The sequence below is a fragment of the Haloflavibacter putidus genome (genome assembly GCF_006546625.1).
In the GTDB taxonomy this organism is placed as follows: domain Bacteria; phylum Bacteroidota; class Bacteroidia; order Flavobacteriales; family Flavobacteriaceae; genus Mesonia; species Mesonia putida.
Map to the genome: position 1 here is coordinate 40,118 of NZ_VIAR01000008.1, position 18,046 is coordinate 58,163.

General features: G+C 32.7%; 14 protein-coding genes and 1 tRNA gene. 13 read left to right on the forward strand and 2 right to left on the reverse strand.

What is annotated here, in order from left to right; all coding sequences use genetic code 11:
• Positions 1-20 precede the first annotated feature (20 nt).
• The 9 genes from FKR84_RS08840 (at position 21) to FKR84_RS08880 (ending at position 12,141) form a co-directional block, all read left to right on the forward strand.
• On the forward strand, positions 21-317 hold the full coding sequence (locus tag FKR84_RS08840) for a helix-turn-helix domain-containing protein (RefSeq protein WP_141421943.1): 297 nt from the start codon (positions 21-23) through the stop codon (positions 315-317).
• 4 nt (positions 318-321) lie between these two features.
• Entirely contained in the window at positions 322-636 is a 315-nt protein-coding gene (locus FKR84_RS08845; protein ID WP_141421944.1) for a MerR family transcriptional regulator, read from the forward strand.
• A 157-nt stretch (positions 637-793) separates the two neighbouring features.
• On the forward strand, positions 794-2,155 hold the full coding sequence (locus FKR84_RS08850) for a hypothetical protein (RefSeq protein ID WP_141421945.1): 1,362 nt from the start codon (positions 794-796) through the stop codon (positions 2,153-2,155).
• Positions 2,156-2,229: 74 nt separating this feature from the next.
• A complete protein-coding gene (locus FKR84_RS08855) occupies positions 2,230-4,899 on the forward strand; it encodes a class I SAM-dependent DNA methyltransferase (protein ID WP_141421946.1) in 2,670 nt (889 codons plus the stop codon).
• A 156-nt stretch (positions 4,900-5,055) separates the two neighbouring features.
• Positions 5,056-5,235 carry a hypothetical protein gene (locus tag FKR84_RS08860; protein ID WP_141421947.1) on the forward strand — a complete coding sequence of 60 codons (180 nt, stop codon included), beginning with the start codon at positions 5,056-5,058 and terminating at the stop codon, positions 5,233-5,235.
• 223 nt (positions 5,236-5,458) lie between these two features.
• Entirely contained in the window at positions 5,459-7,111 is a 1,653-nt protein-coding gene (locus FKR84_RS08865; RefSeq protein ID WP_141421948.1) for an ATP-binding protein, read from the forward strand.
• Positions 7,112-7,209: 98 nt separating this feature from the next.
• Positions 7,210-9,180: a DEAD/DEAH box helicase gene (locus tag FKR84_RS08870; RefSeq protein WP_141421949.1), complete on the forward strand. Its 1,971-nt coding sequence runs from the start codon at positions 7,210-7,212 to the stop codon at positions 9,178-9,180.
• On the forward strand, positions 9,173-10,375 hold the full coding sequence (locus FKR84_RS08875; protein ID WP_141421950.1) for a GIY-YIG nuclease family protein: 1,203 nt from the start codon (positions 9,173-9,175) through the stop codon (positions 10,373-10,375). Before FKR84_RS08870 ends, FKR84_RS08875 begins: the two co-directional genes overlap by 8 nt.
• Positions 10,376-10,557: 182 nt before the next feature.
• Complete coding sequence (locus FKR84_RS08880; protein WP_141421951.1) at positions 10,558-12,141, forward strand: hypothetical protein; 1,584 nt, start codon at positions 10,558-10,560, stop codon at positions 12,139-12,141.
• A 101-nt stretch (positions 12,142-12,242) separates the two neighbouring features.
• Here the strand turns inward: FKR84_RS08880 and FKR84_RS13375 are convergent, their stop codons facing one another.
• The gene (locus tag FKR84_RS13375) at positions 12,243-12,380 is read right to left on the reverse strand and encodes a hypothetical protein (RefSeq protein WP_233357722.1); all 138 of its coding nucleotides are present in this window, start codon (positions 12,378-12,380) and stop codon (positions 12,243-12,245) included.
• A gap of 1,298 nt (positions 12,381-13,678) precedes the next feature.
• Between FKR84_RS13375 and FKR84_RS08885 the strand changes: the two genes are divergently transcribed.
• The gene (locus tag FKR84_RS08885) at positions 13,679-14,320 is read left to right on the forward strand and encodes a DUF6266 family protein (RefSeq protein ID WP_141421952.1); all 642 of its coding nucleotides are present in this window, start codon (positions 13,679-13,681) and stop codon (positions 14,318-14,320) included.
• A 182-nt stretch (positions 14,321-14,502) separates the two neighbouring features.
• Here FKR84_RS08885 and FKR84_RS08890 read toward each other — a convergent pair.
• A tRNA-Phe gene (locus tag FKR84_RS08890) sits at positions 14,503-14,575 on the reverse strand.
• A 101-nt stretch (positions 14,576-14,676) separates the two neighbouring features.
• On the opposite strand from FKR84_RS08890, the gene FKR84_RS08895 reads away from it, so the two are divergent.
• Genes FKR84_RS08895 through FKR84_RS08905 form a run of 3 tightly spaced genes read left to right on the forward strand, consistent with a single transcriptional unit; the run spans position 14,677 to position 18,041 of the window.
• Complete coding sequence (locus tag FKR84_RS08895) at positions 14,677-15,411, forward strand: type III pantothenate kinase (RefSeq protein ID WP_141421953.1); 735 nt, start codon at positions 14,677-14,679, stop codon at positions 15,409-15,411.
• A complete protein-coding gene (locus FKR84_RS08900; protein WP_141421954.1) occupies positions 15,411-16,649 on the forward strand; it encodes an outer membrane beta-barrel protein in 1,239 nt (412 codons plus the stop codon). The genes FKR84_RS08895 and FKR84_RS08900 overlap by 1 nt, the downstream gene beginning before the upstream one ends.
• Positions 16,650-16,667: 18 nt before the next feature.
• Entirely contained in the window at positions 16,668-18,041 is a 1,374-nt protein-coding gene (locus tag FKR84_RS08905) for a tetratricopeptide repeat protein (RefSeq protein WP_141421955.1), read from the forward strand.
• The last annotated feature ends 5 nt before the right edge of the window (positions 18,042-18,046 follow it).

The window sequence follows — 18,046 nt, forward strand, 5'->3', positions numbered from 1 at the left end:
AATTTAAAAATCATACAACTATGTCGCAGAAAATTATGACAGAAATCCACGGGATCTCTCCCGAAGAATTAAAAGAAAGCATCTTAACAGATGTAAAAAAAGAACTAGTAAACCTAGTCGAAAAACTCAACCTTTTTAACAAGCCTCAGGAAGAATTCTTGACAAGGAAAGAAGCAGCTAAATTGCTTAAAATTTCCTTAGTTACAATTACCGATTGGAATAAAAAAGGAATTCTCAACCCCTACCGTTTAGGAAATTTAATTCGCTATAAGAAAAGTGAGTTAGAAGAAGCTATGGTTCAAATTAATCAAGAGTAATAGTATGGGGAAGTTAGAAGAATTTTCCATCAACGAATGGAAGCAAATTAAAGCAGACTTAGAAAGTGTATTACAAGAACTTAAAAATGCAATACAAAACGACCCTAAGCTTATCATTATTGATAATGCGGACTTAATGAAAATCTTTAAAATAAGTCCAAGAACCGCACAACGATGGCGAGACCTTAACCTTATTGGCTATTCTAAAATTAGCGGTAACATTTTTTACACAATGCAAGATGTAATGAATCTTTACCAAGAAAACTATGAAGAGCCGCGAAGTAAAATGAACCAAATTATAAAGGATAGGAAAAGCTAAATTCTAATGTTTATAAACAGATATCAGTCTAAATTCACTGATATATACACAATCAAGTTAGCCTAGTCAGGCAAGCTAATTCCATTATTTAATATCAATACCGCAAAGCGATTAAAAATCATCGCTAGGCTACGTATTGTCTAAACTCAAATGAAAAATGAAAGAATATTATATAATTAAACCCAGTACTTTAAATTTAGAACAACGATTAGAAAAATTCCCACCCGACTTTAAATTCTGTAAAGACTATGCCTTATGGTTAATTAGTGAAATCATAAAAAAAATAGCCTATAAATTAGAAAATGAAGAGGTAGAAATATGGGTGCCATTATGTTCTATGATCGCTAAAAAGCATCCTTATAGCTATCGAAAACATTTAAGGTATTTATGTAATAACTTCCCTAATGTAGGTAATGTACTTTTTAGAAAAGAGTACACTAAAGGAAGTTGTTATTCTTATAGATTGTCACCTCATTTTTTCGGTCAAGAAGTAGAGACTAAAAAAATAACCGATAAAAAATTGCTTAACCATTTGAGACGTGATAATTACCTGATGAGCAATAACGCATTCAGGAAAAATTACAAATTTCTAGGCAAGTATTTTAACGCAAAGTTGTCTATTCAAACTACCGAAGCGAACGAAAAAAATAAAGCCTTGTTTGGTAATGAGTTTGATTACAGAAAACACTTATTTAATGCAGTACAAATTTGCGATATCGCTAATAAAGAATTTTGTATAAGCTATACTTACAAGACAGATGGTAGATTGCATCATCAATTAACAAGGCTATCAAAACCATTTCGACAGTTTTTAAGATACGACGGTAAAAAACTAGCCGAATGTGATGTGTCAGCTTCAGTACCAACGATATTAAGTTACTTGTTAAGCAATATGGTAATAGGTAGTAATCATCTAGATAATGTAATTAATTCTAATAAGTATTATTATCGTCATTATATGTTCTGTAAAAGGGCGGTAGAGCCTATAAATAGTGAGATTGCTCTTTTCGCTCAACAAGTATTGTCGGGTAAATTTTATGAGCTGTTTATTGAAGATATGCAGAAACTTAATCATTTCAAAGTAACTATAAAAAAAGGTGAATATTGTTTTGAAAAAATAGATGATGATTCTGAAGTAGAAGAGGATAAACAAAATTTAAGAAAAATTGTAAAAAAACAAATTTTGGCTATGTTTAATGCAAGACCCTCATATCATTTAAAAGCAGAAGCTGTTTTTAATCATCATTTTCCAACCATTCTAAAATGGTTAAAAACCTTTAAAAAAAGTAACCATAAATATTTTTCATATCTAACTCTACAGCTAGAAAGCTATTTTATGCTGAATATCGTAGCAAGAAAATTCAATAAAAAGTTCAGAGGTAAGAAGCCGTTATTCACACTTCACGATTGTTTAATTACTACAGAAGATAATATTGATGAGTTACATCACTTTATGAAAGAAACGCTTTCAGAAGCCTTATATTTTACTCCTATACTTAAAGTTGAAGTATGGGAGTAATAAACAAAAAAGGTTTAGCTAATAGAATGATTTAAAAAATCTTAAATTTGAAACAAATACACCATAACTAAAGAATGACCTCTACAGAAATTCAAGAAAAAGTACAGGAATTGGTAAACAACTTTAATCCTGAAACTTTTATATACGACTTATTACGTGCCTATGGCATTTCTAAAGCTTCGATAACACGCTTGCAAAAGGGAGATTTTAACCTTGCTAAAAATGAAGGTGAAATCTTATATAAAAAGAAACTGTTATTTAAAGAAGCGAGTGAAGATGAGTTAATGGCATTGGTAGAAGATTTAAGCCAAGAAGAAAACCTAAAGCATAATCCTAGGTTTGTCATTACTACCAATTACAAAGAGATAGCAGCAAAAGATACGCGTACAGGTAAAAACCTGCACGTTCCTATTGTAGATTTGCCCAAAAACCATAGCTTTTTCTTGCCCTGGGCAGGCCAAGAAGTGTATCAAGCCACGAATGAGAATGAAGCCGACCGTAAAGCTTCTTATCGTATGGCTAAGCTATACGATATTCTTATTGAAGAAAATCCAAACATTCTGGAAAATGGAGTGCACGATCTCAACCTATTCTTTTCACGTTTGCTGTTTTGTTTCTTTGCAGAGGACACCAGTATCTTTCCCGAAGAAGGAATGTTTACCAATACCCTAATGCAGCATACCCAAAACGACGGCAGCGATGTCCACCTTTTTTTAGACGAGCTTTTTCAGGTGTTGAACCTAAAAGAAACCGAACGTAAAAATGTACCTGCACATTTAGACCAATTTCCTTATGTGAATGGAGGCTTATTTAAAGATAATTTAAGTGTGCCTAAATTTAATAAAGAGGCACGCAATATTTTAGAAGAAAGTGGTGATTTAGATTGGAGCCATATTAACCCCGATATTTTTGGCTCTATGATTCAAGCGGTGGTTAACCCAGACCAGCGTGGAAATTTAGGAATGCATTATACCTCTGTGCCTAACATAATGAAGGTCATTAAACCTTTGTTTTTAGATGAATTTTATGACGAATTAGAAAACGCTAGAGGTAACGCCAAAAAGCTAAGAAAATTAGTAGAACGCATTAGCAAGCTAAAAATTTTTGATCCTGCTTGTGGTAGCGGTAACTTTTTAATTATTGCCTATAAAGAACTCCGTAAATTGGAAATAGAAATTTGGCAAGCCATATTAGAAACCGAGAGCCAACAGAGTTTTATTTATTCTGAAATACAACTCACCCAATTTTACGGCATAGAAATAGACGACTTTGCCCACGAAATCGCAAAACTTTCCTTATGGTTAGCAGAACACCAAATGAATAAATATTTCGAAAACCAACTAGAACTCGGGAAGTCTAACCCCATTTTACCTTTAAAAGCTTCTGGTAATATCACTTGTGCCAACGCCACCCGAATAGACTGGGAAGAAGTTTGCCCAAAACAAAAAGATGATGAAATTTATTTGCTAGGAAATCCGCCTTATTTGGGTTATGCTCGCCAAGATAAAGACCAAAAAGAAGATATGAAAGTGGTTTTTTCTTCATATAAAAGCTATAAAAAATTAGATTACATAAGCTGTTGGTTTTTAAAAGGTGCAAATTTTATTTGTCACACTCAAAATAAATTAGCCTTTGTGACGACTAACTCAATTACACAAGGTGAGCAAGTTGCTATTTTATGGCCATCTATTTTTAAAAAAGAAATAGAGATTGGTTTTGCGCATACCTCATTTAAATGGGAAAATAATGCTAAAGGTAATGCAGGAGTTTCCGTGGTTATAATAGGGTTACAAAATGAAAATAGTCCCACAGATAAATTTATCTATACTGGATCAACAAAACTAGAGGCTAAAAGTATAAATCCATACTTAGTTGAAGCAAAAAATGTTTATGTCGAATCTAGAAATAATTCTATTTCATCCTTACCTAAAATGATTAAAGGTTGTTCTCCAGGCGATAACGGTAGTTTACTTTTAAGTACTGAAGAGAAGAATAAATTACTTGCAGATTTTCCAGAAGCTTCAAAATTTATAAAGAAATATATAGGTGCCAGAGAATTTATGAAAGGCTTGGATAGGTATTGTATATTAGTAAATGATGAAGATTACGAAGAAGCTAGTAAAATTAAGGCTTTAAAAGAGCGTTTTCAAAAAGTAAAAGAGTTTAGGCTTTCAAGTAAAAAAGCAGCAACACAAAAAAAAGCAAAAACTCCATATAAGTTTGATGAAGATAAGTACGAACCTTTTGATTCTATTTTAATCCCGCAAACAGGTTCTGAAAGGAGAGAATATCTACCATTGGGTTATCTTAACAAGGATTATGTTATTTCTAATGCAGCCAGAATAATATATAATCCAGCTGTTTGGATATTTGGTGTATTATCTTCTAAAATGCATATGACCTGGGTCAGAGCGGTAGCAGGAAGACTTAAAATGGATATGCAATATAGTAATACTCTTTGCTACAACACTTTCCCTTTCCCTAAGATTAGCAAAGTCAAAAAAGCACAAATAGAAGAAAATGTTTTTGCGGTGTTGGAAGAGCGTGAAAAGCACCCCGAGAAAACAATGGCACAACTCTACGACCCCGATAAAATGCCGGCAGGCTTACGCCAAGCCCATATAGATTTAGATGCCGCCGTAGAACGCTGCTACCGCCTACAACCTTTCGATAACGACACCCAACGTTTAGAATATTTGTTTAAAGAATATGAGAAAATGGTGAAGGAGAATAAAGGGAAATAACTAAAATTATATAAATGGAAACCACACAAACAAAACTATTAAAAACTTTACAGGAAGAAGAAAGGATAAAAAGAGTTTAAAGCAACATTTTATACTGGCAACAAAAAAAGAAGTCTTAAATGATAAGAATATAATCTACTCAAAATTAGTTAGAAGATGAAAATAAGTAGTATTCCAGGAACAAACGATAAAACAATAATAGTAAGCGATATGGTAGAAACAACACTATATTCCTATAATACAAAGGTAACTGAATATGATGAAATGAATTGTGAGATGAAGGTTTTTGGTTGGTTTTCCGAAGAAACAGCACACCATATTAACCTGTTTTTATAAATGTTTGGTTATGATAGAATGAGTAAAGAAGAATTGATTGAGGAGTTTAATTTAACAGAAAATATTTAAAATTGAGCTATAAAAATTAGAATTAGCTTAATGCGAATAGGTTTAGTACTGATTAATTGTTTTATTGCACAAAACAAAGAAAATTTACAATAGTCAATTTCTTATTGCAAAAAAGTGCTATATTTTGCAATAGTGATTTAATAGATGCAAAATAATGCAGCAAGAAGATAAAAATAGAGAATACAAAAGCATCAAAAAAGTTTTTGGTAAGAGTGCAGATTTAAAATCGTTGGCAGAGACCTGTGTGTGTTTGGCAAATGCACAAGGTGGGCAAATATTTATAGGCGTTGAAGACAAAACACTAAATCCACCAGAAAGCCAAAAGATAGATGTTCAAGACATAAATAAAGCATTAAAAAGATTACGCGATTTGACAGATGGTGTAGGAATAGTTAATCAAGAAACAGTTATTGCAGAAAATGGAGGTGAATATTTAATTTTAAAAATATTGCCTTCGATGAAAACTATTGCTACAACTTCTTCAGGTAAAGTTTTTATAAGAGTTTCTGATAATTGTTTTTCAGTAAGTAGTGATGAGTTAACACATTTAGCAGCAGAAAAAAATGCTTTTCAATGGGAATTGGTAGTTTCTCAAAAAATAAGATTGGATGAAGCAGATCCAGAAAAACTCAATTCAGTTCTTCTAGATATTCAAAAATCAGATAAGGTTTCAGATTTCATTAAAAACAAGGAGCATTTTGAAATTTTAGAATTTTATCAATTAATAGATGCAGAGGGTTTTTTGACAAATCTTGGTGTTTTATGGCTTGGTAAACCTTCTCAACGCGCTCGATTGAGTTATCCTGTAACAGTCCAGTATATTGTATATAATGAGAAGGAAGAAAAAATTCGAAAAAAAAGTTGGCATTTCCATCAGTATAATCCTAAAGAATTAGTTTTAGACATTGAAAAAGAGGCAGTAGAATTAGCGTATAGTTCAGAATTACCAGACGGTCTTTTTAGAAAAAATATAAGGCAGTATCCTAAAGAAGTTATTAGAGAGCTTTTGATTAATGCTATTGCTCATAAAAAATATACAATGTCAGGTGATATTTTTATTGAAGTTTATCCTGAAAAATTAGTTATCACCAACCCTGGGGGTTTGCCATTGGGTGTCACGCCAAATAATATTCTACACGAAAGGCATAGAAGAAATCCACATCTAATACAAATATTGTCAGATTTAAACTTAATGGAAGGTGAGGGTTCAGGATATGATTTAGTTTTTGAAAAATTAGCTAGAGATGCTAAACCTTTACCTAATATAGAGAGTTCTTACTCTAAGTTGTCGGTTACTGTATCTTCAATGACAATTAACCCTGATGCAGTATCGGTATTAGATTATATAGATAAACATTTTGATTTATCACAAAAAGAATATATAGCTTTGGGAGTAATAGCAACAGAAAAGAAAATTTTATCTACACAACTTGCTAGTAAATTACAATTGTCAGAAGAAGATAAAATGCGTTCTTGGGTAAATGGTTTATTAAGTAATAAAATAATCATAACGCAAGGCAAAAGAAAAGGTACTTCATATCTCTTAAATCCAGATTTATTTGCACAAGCTAAATTAGATATTACTCCTTCTCTTAAAACCTTAGAGCCTCATAAGATTGAGGCTTTAATTGTGGAAGATTTAAGATATAATGGTGAGAGTAAAATGTCTGAAATAAGATCAAGAATACCAGAAATAGATTCAAAAGAATTACAGAAAACTGTTTACAAGCTAGTTAAAAATGAAATTTTAGATAAAAAGGGGTCAAAAAAAGACAGAACTTATTTTTGTTCAAAAAAAAATAAATGAAAAATAAAATAGAAAATAAAAAAGGCTAAACCCTTGATTTTATTGATGTTGTTTATTTTCGTTTTATTTTCATACTTATTTTCTAATAAAAAAAACAAATGCCAGATTTAGTAAAGGTCTATTATAAACAGACAGGAAAGAGTAAAAAAACCAATGAGTTGGGTATGCGAGAAATGCAAGAAAGAGCATTTGAGGCAAGAACAGCACAATATTTATTGATAAAAGCTCCTCCTGCATCAGGGAAATCTAGAGCATTAATGTTTATTGGCTTAGATAAATTGCGTAACCAAGATATTAAAAAAGTAATTGTAGCGGTTCCTGAACGTTCTATTGGTAGTTCTTTCGCACCAACAGAATTAAAAAAATACGGTTTTTTTGAAGATTGGCAGCCAAATCCTAAATACAACCTTTGTACGCCTGGCGGTGAAAAGTCTAAAGTAGATGCCTTCATTAACTTTATGAATAGTAAGGAAGAAATTCTTATTTGCACACACGCTACACTGCGTTTTGCATTTGATGCTATTGATGAAAAACATTTTAATGATACCTTGATTGCTATAGATGAATTTCATCACGTATCAGCCGAAGGTACAAATAGGCTTGGGAGTGTATTAAGTTCTATTATGGCAAAATCAACCGCTCATATAGTTGCAATGACAGGTTCTTATTTTAGAGGAGATAGCATTCCTATTCTATTGCCCGAAGTAGAAGCACAGTTTATAAAAGTTAAATACGATTATTACGAACAGCTTAATGGTTACGAATATTTAAAATCTTTAGGAATAGGTTATCATTTTTACCAAAGAAAATATACAACTGCCATTCACGAAGTTTTAGATGAAAATAAAAAAACCATTATTCATATTCCTAGTGTAAATTCTGGAGAATCTACCAAAGAGAAATATGAAGAGGTTGGTAAGATAATAGATACACTGGGCGATATAGAATACCAAGACCCTAAAACTGGGGTGATTTACGTAAAATCGCATAAAACAGGCAATCTTATAAAAGTAGCTGATTTAGTAAATGACGATCAAAAATCGAGAGATAAAATTCAAAACTATTTACGCAATGTAAATGCTCCAGAAGATATCGATATTATCATAGCTTTAGGGATGGCAAAAGAAGGTTTTGATTGGCCATATTGCGAGCAAGCCTTAACGGTAGGTTATAGGGGTTCATTAACAGAGATTATTCAAATCATCGGTAGGGCTACAAGAGATAGCGACAATAAAACACACGCTCAATTCACCAATTTAATCGCTCAACCCGATGCCCAAGATGATGAGGTAAAACTTTCAGTCAATAATATGCTAAAAGCAATTACCGCTTCTTTATTAATGGAGCAGGTGTTAGCGCCTAATTTTAAATTTAAAGCGAAATACCCTGAAGTAGAAGATAATGAATATGAAGTAGATCGTGAAGATGGAACACAGGCAAATGAAGAGGAAAACACTATACACATCAGAGGCTTTAAAGAACCTTCAACAGCAAGAGTAGAGCAAATTATCGAATCAGACTTAAACGATTTAAAAGCAAAAATTTTGCAAGATAATGATATGCTCAAAGCAATGCCGAGTGAGACTTTAGAACCAGAGGTAATTAATCAGGTGTTAATACCTAAAATTATTAAAGAAACCTATCCTGAACTTTCAGATGATGAAGTAGAAGAAGTAAGACAACATATTGTAGTAGATTCAGTTATTAAAAATGGAAGTATTGAAGAGCAAGGAGATAGAAGGTTTATCAAAATGGCAGATACCTTTGTGAATATAGATGAAATACATATCGATTTAATAGATAGTGTAAACCCGTTTCAAAAAGCATTTGAAATATTATCCAAATCAGTAACAGCACCTGTTTTAAGAACTATCCAAGAAACCATAGATGCGTCTAGAATTCAAATGACGGAACAGGAAGCTATTATCTTGTGGCCCAAAATAAAAGCCTGGGTGCAAAAAACAGGTAAAAATCCTGATATTAAATCTTTAGAGCCAAAAGAAAAAAGAATGGCTGAAGCAGTGATTTTCTTAAAAGAACTAAAGCGTAAACAAAAACAAAATGTCTAAAGATAAATTAAGCATAGAGGATATTTTTGAAGATGACGATTTAGGTATTTTAAAAGATACTTCAAAGCAGTCGAACGTAAAATCTACAGATCAACGTTTAATTGAATCTTTTGAAGAAATCAATGTTTTTGTAGATGAAAAAGAAAGAGAACCAGAACAAGGTAATGGTATTTCAGAAATGCGTTTGTATTTACGCTTAAAAGGCTTTAGAGAAAATGATAAAAAGAAATTTGCATTAAAAGATGTTGATAGGCATAATTTATTGTTTGAGCCTAAAAAAGTTGAATCTGTAGCCGATATTTTAGAAGATGATGATTTCGGTTTGTTAGCAGATGATGAAGGAGACGCTAGTATTTTTGACTTTAAACATACTCCTAAAGAAAAAAAAGAAGCCGATTTTGTAGCCCAACGTAAAGCAATGTCAGAATCAGAATTCGAAAAATATGACAAGCAGTTTAAAAGAGTACACCAAGAAATCAAATTAGGTTTACGCAGTTTAAAACCCTTTAAAAATGCAGAAAAAAACTTAAAAGAAGGAAAATACTATATTCTTGATGGTGTTTTATTGTACCTAGAAGTAGGCGATATTTCAGAGGCAGTTAGAGAATTAGGAGACAGAGTTAGAAAAGACGTAAGAACAAGAACTGTTTTTGATAATGGCACGTATAGCAATATGCTTTACAGGTCTTTAGCGAAACAATTATATAATAATGGTAAAGTAGTAACTGATTTAGAAAAAGATAGCGAGAAAGAGCTATTTTCAAATGTAGAACAGTTAGAAGATGATGATAAGGAAACTGGTTGGATTTACGTATTGAAATCTAAATCAACTCACTCAGAAATAAGTAAGCTTAAGAACTTATATAAAATAGGTTTCTCGACAGTTCCCGTTCAAAAAAGAGTTCTTAATGCTAGAAATGAAGCAACTTATCTCAATGCAGAAGTAGAAGTAGTAGCAACTTTTAAATGTATAAATGTAAATACTCAAAAGTTTGAAAATTTAATCCACCGCTTTTTTAGTCAAGCACAATTACAAATAGATATTTACGATAAAAATAAAAACAGAATAACCCCAAGAGAATGGTTTGTGGTACCATATCCAATCATCGAAAGAGCAATAGGATTATTTAATACAGGAGAAATTATCAACTATCACTACGATTTTCAAAAAGAAAGGATTATTAAAAACAGCTAATAATTACAATTGTTCGTGACAAAAAATAATTTCAAAGGAGTGATAATTAACAAAAAGCATTTTTACGGAAATTTTATCAAGCTGATTATCAGCGCTTAAAAACATATAGGTGAATGTAGTTAAAAATTTAGGCGAGTGATAAAAAATATAATAAATAATATAAGTGCAGTGTGACAATTACTATGGCTAACTTAAATAAATATGATTCGTTTATTTTAAAAAAACTTGATAATAAAGAGATAAAAGTAAGTAGTGAATTATGCAAGCTTTTAGAAGATCATTTTAAAATTCAAAACAGTTACGCTCGTAAATTAGTACAGCGCGCAACTCAAAAAGGAATAATAATTTCTTCAACACCTTTAACTTTTGGTAAGGGGCAATACGCTTATTGTAAGCCTTCCACAAATTTTACGAAAGATAGAATAAAATCAGTTTGTAGTAATTATAGACCATCATTATATCGTTTACTTGTGGGCTTAGATATAAATGAGGGCATTTTATCATATTACGAAGCATTAAAAATTACTGCCTCACCACTTACCAAAGGATTTTCCAAAGTTGATTATCTAGATGATTTGATATCAGTGTTATTAGATTTTGATATAGTTTATATTAGAGTAGATAAAAATTTAGTAAAGTACATTATTTTAAAAAATAAGAATGATGATGAAGAAAATTTAATGCAACTGCAATTTGCTAAGATGTCTTTGGATACGGCTTTTGTAAGAGATATAATAGATTGGTTGATAAAATCTAATTTGATAGATAATAAGAACATTATTTATAGGAATAAAAATAACCCATCAAAAGGAGCTAAACATAATAACTTAATTTGGGATGCATTTGGGTATACGAAAACAACAGGTTTAAATCCATCGCTAGCTATAGAATCGAATGTGCCAGCTAAACAAACTTTAGTTGTATTAGATATTTTATTAAGTAGAGATTATGAACAAATTGATTTAGATGGTTTCTTAAAACGTATTCAAATAAACCTAAATTCAGTTTCAGAGGGGAAACGAAAAGTAATACCCATAATTGTCTATAGAAATTGCAAAAGCTCAATTCTAAATAAGATTAAAAGTCTCGGTTTTTTGAGTTATGACATTGGTTCAATTTATGGCTCCAATATTTTCAGTGTTTTAGAAAATTTATCTAAACTTCAAATTAATAAGAAGTTGTTGGAGGAAGATGATTTTGAAAGAATCATTAAAGATACTTTAGAAACTATTGATATTTCTGGCCAAGGTATCCAACTAAAAGCATTAAAAGGCACTTTGTTTGAAATTATGATGTATCAAGTTTTAAAACATCAATATCCTAATGCTGAAATACTTCCTAATTTCTATTATTCGAGAATAAATAAAAATTATGTTAAAGAAGGTTATGAATATGATTTTATAATAAAATCTTCAAACCCAAAAGAAATTATAGTGGTTGAGGTTAAAGGGTATAAATCAACTTATGAAATACAAATCGGTGATTACAAAACAAAATATACAACAAATTGGTTCTTCAAGAGAACTTTACCATTCGTCAAAAAAAGATTTGAAACAGAGTTAAGAAACGATTATAAATTCAGGGCTTGTTATATTGCATCTTGTAATTTTAGCGAAGAAGCAATAGAAGATTTAGAGAAATTAAATAGAGGTAGTTTTAAGCCTAAAAAAATGGATATGTATTACGACAGAAAAAAGCTACTTGGTTTTCTCTTAGATAATGACTTTAAAAATTTAGAGTCTATAATAAATAAATTCTACGCTTAATAAACTTTATTCTCCCCAAGCAAATAAGTATAACTTCCATTGCATTACAGCTATACCTATTTTGCTTTCCGCGCAGTAAAAGCTATAATACTTTCATTACATTACAGTATTACAGCCATTACTTTTTGCCTTTGCGCTTTTTCAAATCCGTTTTCAAAAGTATAATTATAACTCAAATCCATAATACGTGGCAGGTAATAAGGTGTGCCTCCGTCATTCTGTTTTGTTTCATAATACATAGCTGCAAGGTCTTTAAATCATCAATAAAACCCACCTTAAAATAGCTTATACAATACATTTTTAGCATACAACATAATAAACCTTGCATCTACCATTCATACGCTTTTTACGCCTTCCGTCCTCAGGCTTCAAAAGCTATTCATTTGTAGTATTACACACACGCCATTCCTACAGCACCCGCAGCTACTCTTGCACCCAAACCCATAAAGATATGCTACGCAAGTATATAAGTTGGGTGCAACCGCTGCTTATTAATGTGCGAGCCTGCGATCACAACGGGCTAATAGGTTTGTCACAGTAATTGAAACATCCATATTTGCATAAAGCTTATTTGTTTTACTCCCGATGCTCGTAAAAAAACAAGCCTTATTGCAAACCGCGCAAAAGAGCTGATTTTACACTTCATTACAAGCACTTCGCCCTGCACTAACCAATAGGTAAATATATCATTATAGTTATGTTTAATAAGGCAAATAAACAGGATAAAAATTCATTTCAAATCGTGCAAGCTCCGATGCTTTTCATTCCGTTGCAAAACAGCCCTTTCCTTCCCCAACAGATTCAATTACTGCGCCAAACCAGTGTAAACATAGCACTAGCGGTATTACATACCTCTAGCTAGTACACCCGTTGTTCAACTCGCAGTCGGCTCGCGCCTTTAGATTACCTGCCGAATGATAATAAGGTCTTATAAAAATTGATGATTATTAATCCAGTTAAATTATATAACAATCTCAAACATAAAGCAAAGGTACAGGCGTGCGGATGCGAGAGCCACAAGGGTACGCTTTCGCCTGTTGAGCAAAAATCTCCACCCTTACGGGTAGTATTTTCACTCACAGCCCTTGCACCAATCGCACCGTTCCTGTGTAAACGGCAATATGTTTAATATTTTATATACAGCTCACATCTGCAACTGGTGGTTGCACGTGGGCACACGTTCAAAAGGCAATCCTTTTGGCATAAATGTAAATTATAAAGGCTATAAAGAGCTTTCAATACGCATTTTTTGGCTAGAAGTTTGCCTTTCAGAGCTCCCATTTTAGGGGGCTCTTTTTTTTAATCTATTAAAAACCTTGAATTAATCAATTTGCATTATTTCTATCTTAACTTCCTCCTAAACTCTAAATAGCAATTTTTAAGTGAAATGACTTCTGATGAGACATAATGCCAATAGCAACCAAGAATAAACGAAAAAGACTCTTTATGCCGATATTTGCAAATAAGTATTCTAAGCCGAATTTTCTCCGTACCAACTCCTAATTAAATGCGTATTAACCTAAAAATTATAAATAAAATGGGAAAAATTAATCAAGGAATTCTAGGTGGATTATCTGGAAAGGTCGGAAATGTAATTGGTGGTAGCTGGAAGGGCATCGATTACTTAAGAATTAAGCCATCTAGTGTAGCAAACCCGCGAACTAAGGGGCAAGTTAATCAACGTACAAAATTTGCGGTTACACTTCAGTTTTTACAAGCGGTAAAACCTTTCATCAAGGTCGGTTATAAAAAATTAGCCATAAAAAAAACAGAATTCAATGCTGCAATGTCATTTATTTTAAATAATGCGATTACAGGGATTGAGCCAAATTTTGAAATTGATTATCAGAATGCTAAATTAAGTAGGGGTGCTTTATCTGAACCACTAAATGCGGCAACAGACCTGACTGTTCCAGGGCAAATTACATTTAACTGGGATGATAACTCGGCTGAAGGTAATGCGAATGAAAACGATAAAGCGATGCTTTTAGCTTATAACCCTTTGAAACGCGAGTCAATTTCGCTCTTAAATGGTGCTCAGAGGGATGCAGGTGCAGAAATAATCACTATACCATCATCTTACTCAGGAGATGATTTGGAGCTGTTTATGGCTTTTATCTCAGAGGATGAAACAGAATTATCCAACAGTATATATTTAGGGTCTGGTACGGCTGCTTAGGAAAAAAATATATACTGCTTTAACCGCTTCAAATTGGAGCGGTTTTTTTTGCTCTTAATTGTACCCTTAATTGTACCTTCATTAAAAAAAGATAGTATAAAATATTCCCAAAAAACCCTCAAAAGTCAAGTATAGTAGGGCTTAAAACAAAAAACCCCGATCAAAAGATCGAGGTTTTGCGGTGGTGCCTCCAGGAATCGAACCAGGGACACAAGGATTTTCAGTCCTTTGCTCTACCAACTGAGCTAAGGCACCAGTGCTTGTAAGCGGAGGCAAATATATATTCATTTTTACAATTGCACAAACAAAATTTAAAAAAATCCTATTTTGTATGTTTGTAAAATTAAAATTAACCTATGAATTTGATTATAGATATTGGTAATACTTTTACCAAAATAGCTGTTTTTCAGGAGGCTACATTGCTCCAAAAACAACAAGCAATTACTGCGGATACAACACGATTAATTAAAGAGGTTTTACAAAACTTCCCAAAAATAGAACGTTCTATTTTGGCAGCGGTGGCAGATGTTTCACAAAGTACACTAGAAGTGCTCCAAAAAAATACCAAATTACTTTTATTGAATGCGCAAACTAAGGTTCCCTTCGCAAACAATTACCACAGCCAAGGTAGTTTGGGTATAGATAGAATTGCATTGGCAGCGGCGAGCGTTGCACAATTTCCGAAAAGAAACGTTTTGGTGATAGATGCCGGTACTTGTATTACATACGATCTAATTGAAAAAGATGCTATTTATCAAGGCGGTTCGATATCGCCAGGAATAAAAATGAGATACCTAGCTTTGCATAATTTTACGGCCAAGTTGCCGTTGTTAAATAAAGAAACTTTTGAGGTAAATAATTTTCCTGCAAAAACTACGGTAGAAAACATTCATCTTGGAGTAGTGCAAGGGGTTATTTTTGAAATTGATGGTTTTATTAATCAGTATAAAAATCAATTTTCTAATTTAACAGTAATTTTTACAGGAGGAGACGCCGAATTTTTGTCTAAGAAGGTAAAAAATAGCATATTTGTGCCGCAAAATTTTCTATTACAAGGCTTAAACCACATTTTAGAATATAACAACATTTAATGGTCAAAAAATTTTTTATAGCGTTATTGCTCTCTATGCCAATGCTATTTCACGGTCAGGAAATTATTTCTTCTCCTTATTCTTATTTTGGAATAGGACTTAAAAGTTTTAAAGGAACCGCAGAAAATCGTTCTATGGGAGGTTTGAGTATAGCCTCAGATAGTATACATATGAACTTGCAAAACCCTGCGGGATACGGTGCTTTAAAACTTACCACCTACACGCTGGGGGCAAGTTATAGCGAAACAAAAGTAGAAAACGATGAGGCTTCAGATAAGGTTTCTAATACTTCTATAGATTATTTAGGAATTGGAATTCCGGCCGGTAAATTAGGTTTTGGCCTTGGTTTGGTGCCTTATTCTGCAGTTGGTTATGAATTACAAAACGAATCTGAAACCAGTTTAAATAGATTTACTGGTCGTGGCGGACTTAATAAATTGTTTTTAGCTGCCGGATATCAGCTAAACAAGCAATTTAGAATTGGAGTAGAAGGAAGTTATAATTTTGGAAATATTCAGAATAAAAGCCTCTTTTTTCAAGAAAACGTACAATTTGGGACACGCGAAATTAATCGCTCAGATTTAAGTGGTTTTAAAGTAAATTTTGGTGTGCAATACGAAAAGATGCTTAGTGATAAACTACAGTTAACCGGATCTTTAAATTATGCTCCGGCAACTAAGTTAACTTCAGAAAATACACGAGAGCTTGCTGCAATAACCGTTGTTAACGATCAAGAATTAGTTTCGGACACCCAAGAAGTTATTTTGGCAGATACTAATTTTGATTTGCCGTCAGAGTTTGGAATAGGGGCAGGAATAGGAGAACCAAAGCATTGGTTTGCCGGTTTAGAATACCAACGTTTAGGAACAAGTAACTTTACCAACCGTTCTTTCACCCTAGATAATGTGCGTTTTGAAGATGCTGCAAGTTATAAATTAGGAGGCTATTATATTCCAGATTTCAATGATATTACCAGTTACTTTAAACGCGTGGTATACAGGGCAGGAGCGCGTTATCAAGAGACCGGCTTAGTAGTTAACAACGAAGCCATAAATGAGTTTGGCATATCTTTTGGAGCTGGATTACCGGCAGGAAATATGTTAACCAATGTAAACCTTGGTTTTGAAATTGGAAAACGAGGAACTAAAACTGCTAACTTGATAGAAGAAAACTTTTTCAATGTTTTTATAAGTTTATCGCTTAACGACAAATGGTTCCAAAAAAGAAAGTTTAATTAATTTACATTATACCTAACTATGAAAACTAAATTTTTAATACTACTTACCGGAGTGTTTTTAAGTGCTGGAGTCTTAAATGCGCAGCAAGTCGACTGTAATACAGAGCTTTCACTTTTTTCGCAAAGCGCTAAGATAAAAGATTATAAAACAGCAAAACCACATTATGATAAGTTAATACAAAATTGCCCAGATTCGCATATGGCAATTTACCAATATGGTGAGCGTATGTTTAAAGGTCTTTTAAAAAAGGGTGACGAAGCTAAAAAAGAAGCTTACGCAAAAGGTCTTATTGAAAATCATAAAAAACGCTTAGAGTATTTTCCTGCAAAAACAAAAAAAGGAGAAACTTACGCAGATATTGCACAGGTAATGTATGATAATAAAATTGGTACAAAAGAAGAGCAATACCAAGCTTTTGATAAAGCCTGGAAAGCAGATAAAGACTCTTTTAACAGTCCAAAAGCTTTGTATACGTACTTTTCTTTGTTGGTAGATTTGCAAGATGAAGGTGAAAAAGACTTAAAAGAGGTTTTCTTAAAATATGACGAATTAATTCAGAAAATAGAAAATCAAGAAATTGTTCGTGCAGAAGAAGCGCAACCTTTAATTGAAAAGCAGGAAATGAACGAAGAGTTAACTTCTGCTGAAAAACGCGTACTTAAAAACTCAGAGATTTACCTTACCAACTTCAGTAAAATTAAAGGAGGTATAAACCAGAAATTAGGTGAGCGTGCAGATTGCGAAAACTTAATTCCGCTTTATAACAAAGACTTTGACGAAAACAAAAACGATGTAGATTGGTTAAAACGTGCTGCGGCGAGACTTTCTGCAAAAGAATGTACAAAAGACCCGTTGTTCTTTAAATTGGTAGAAGCTTTACACCAAAAAGAACCTTCTGCAAAATCTGCTTTGTATCTTGGTCAATTAGCGTCTAAAGACGGTAATGCTTCTAAAGCTTTAGAGTATTATAACCAGTCTGCAGAGTTAGAAGATAACAATTTAGATAAAGCAAGGGTTTATAAAATGATAGCTGGTAATTATAAGAGCAGAGGTCAATATTCTTCTGCAAGAAAATATTATCGTAGAGCTTTAAAAGCGCAACCATCTTTGGGTAGTGCCTATTTGCAAATAGCTAGTATGTATGCAAAAAGTGCTAACGACTGTGGTGATAATATTTTTGAAAAAAGAGCGGTATATTGGTTAGCGGCAGATTATGCCAGAAGAGCTGGTCGTGTAAATCCTGCTATTAAAAGTTCTGCAGATCAGGCAGCCAATAGTTATATGGGTCGTGCCCCGCAAAAATCAGATATTTTTCAATACGATTATAAACCCGGTTCTAGAATTAACATCGGGTGTTGGATAGGAGAGAGCGTTACCGTTCCTTCTTTATAAGAAAA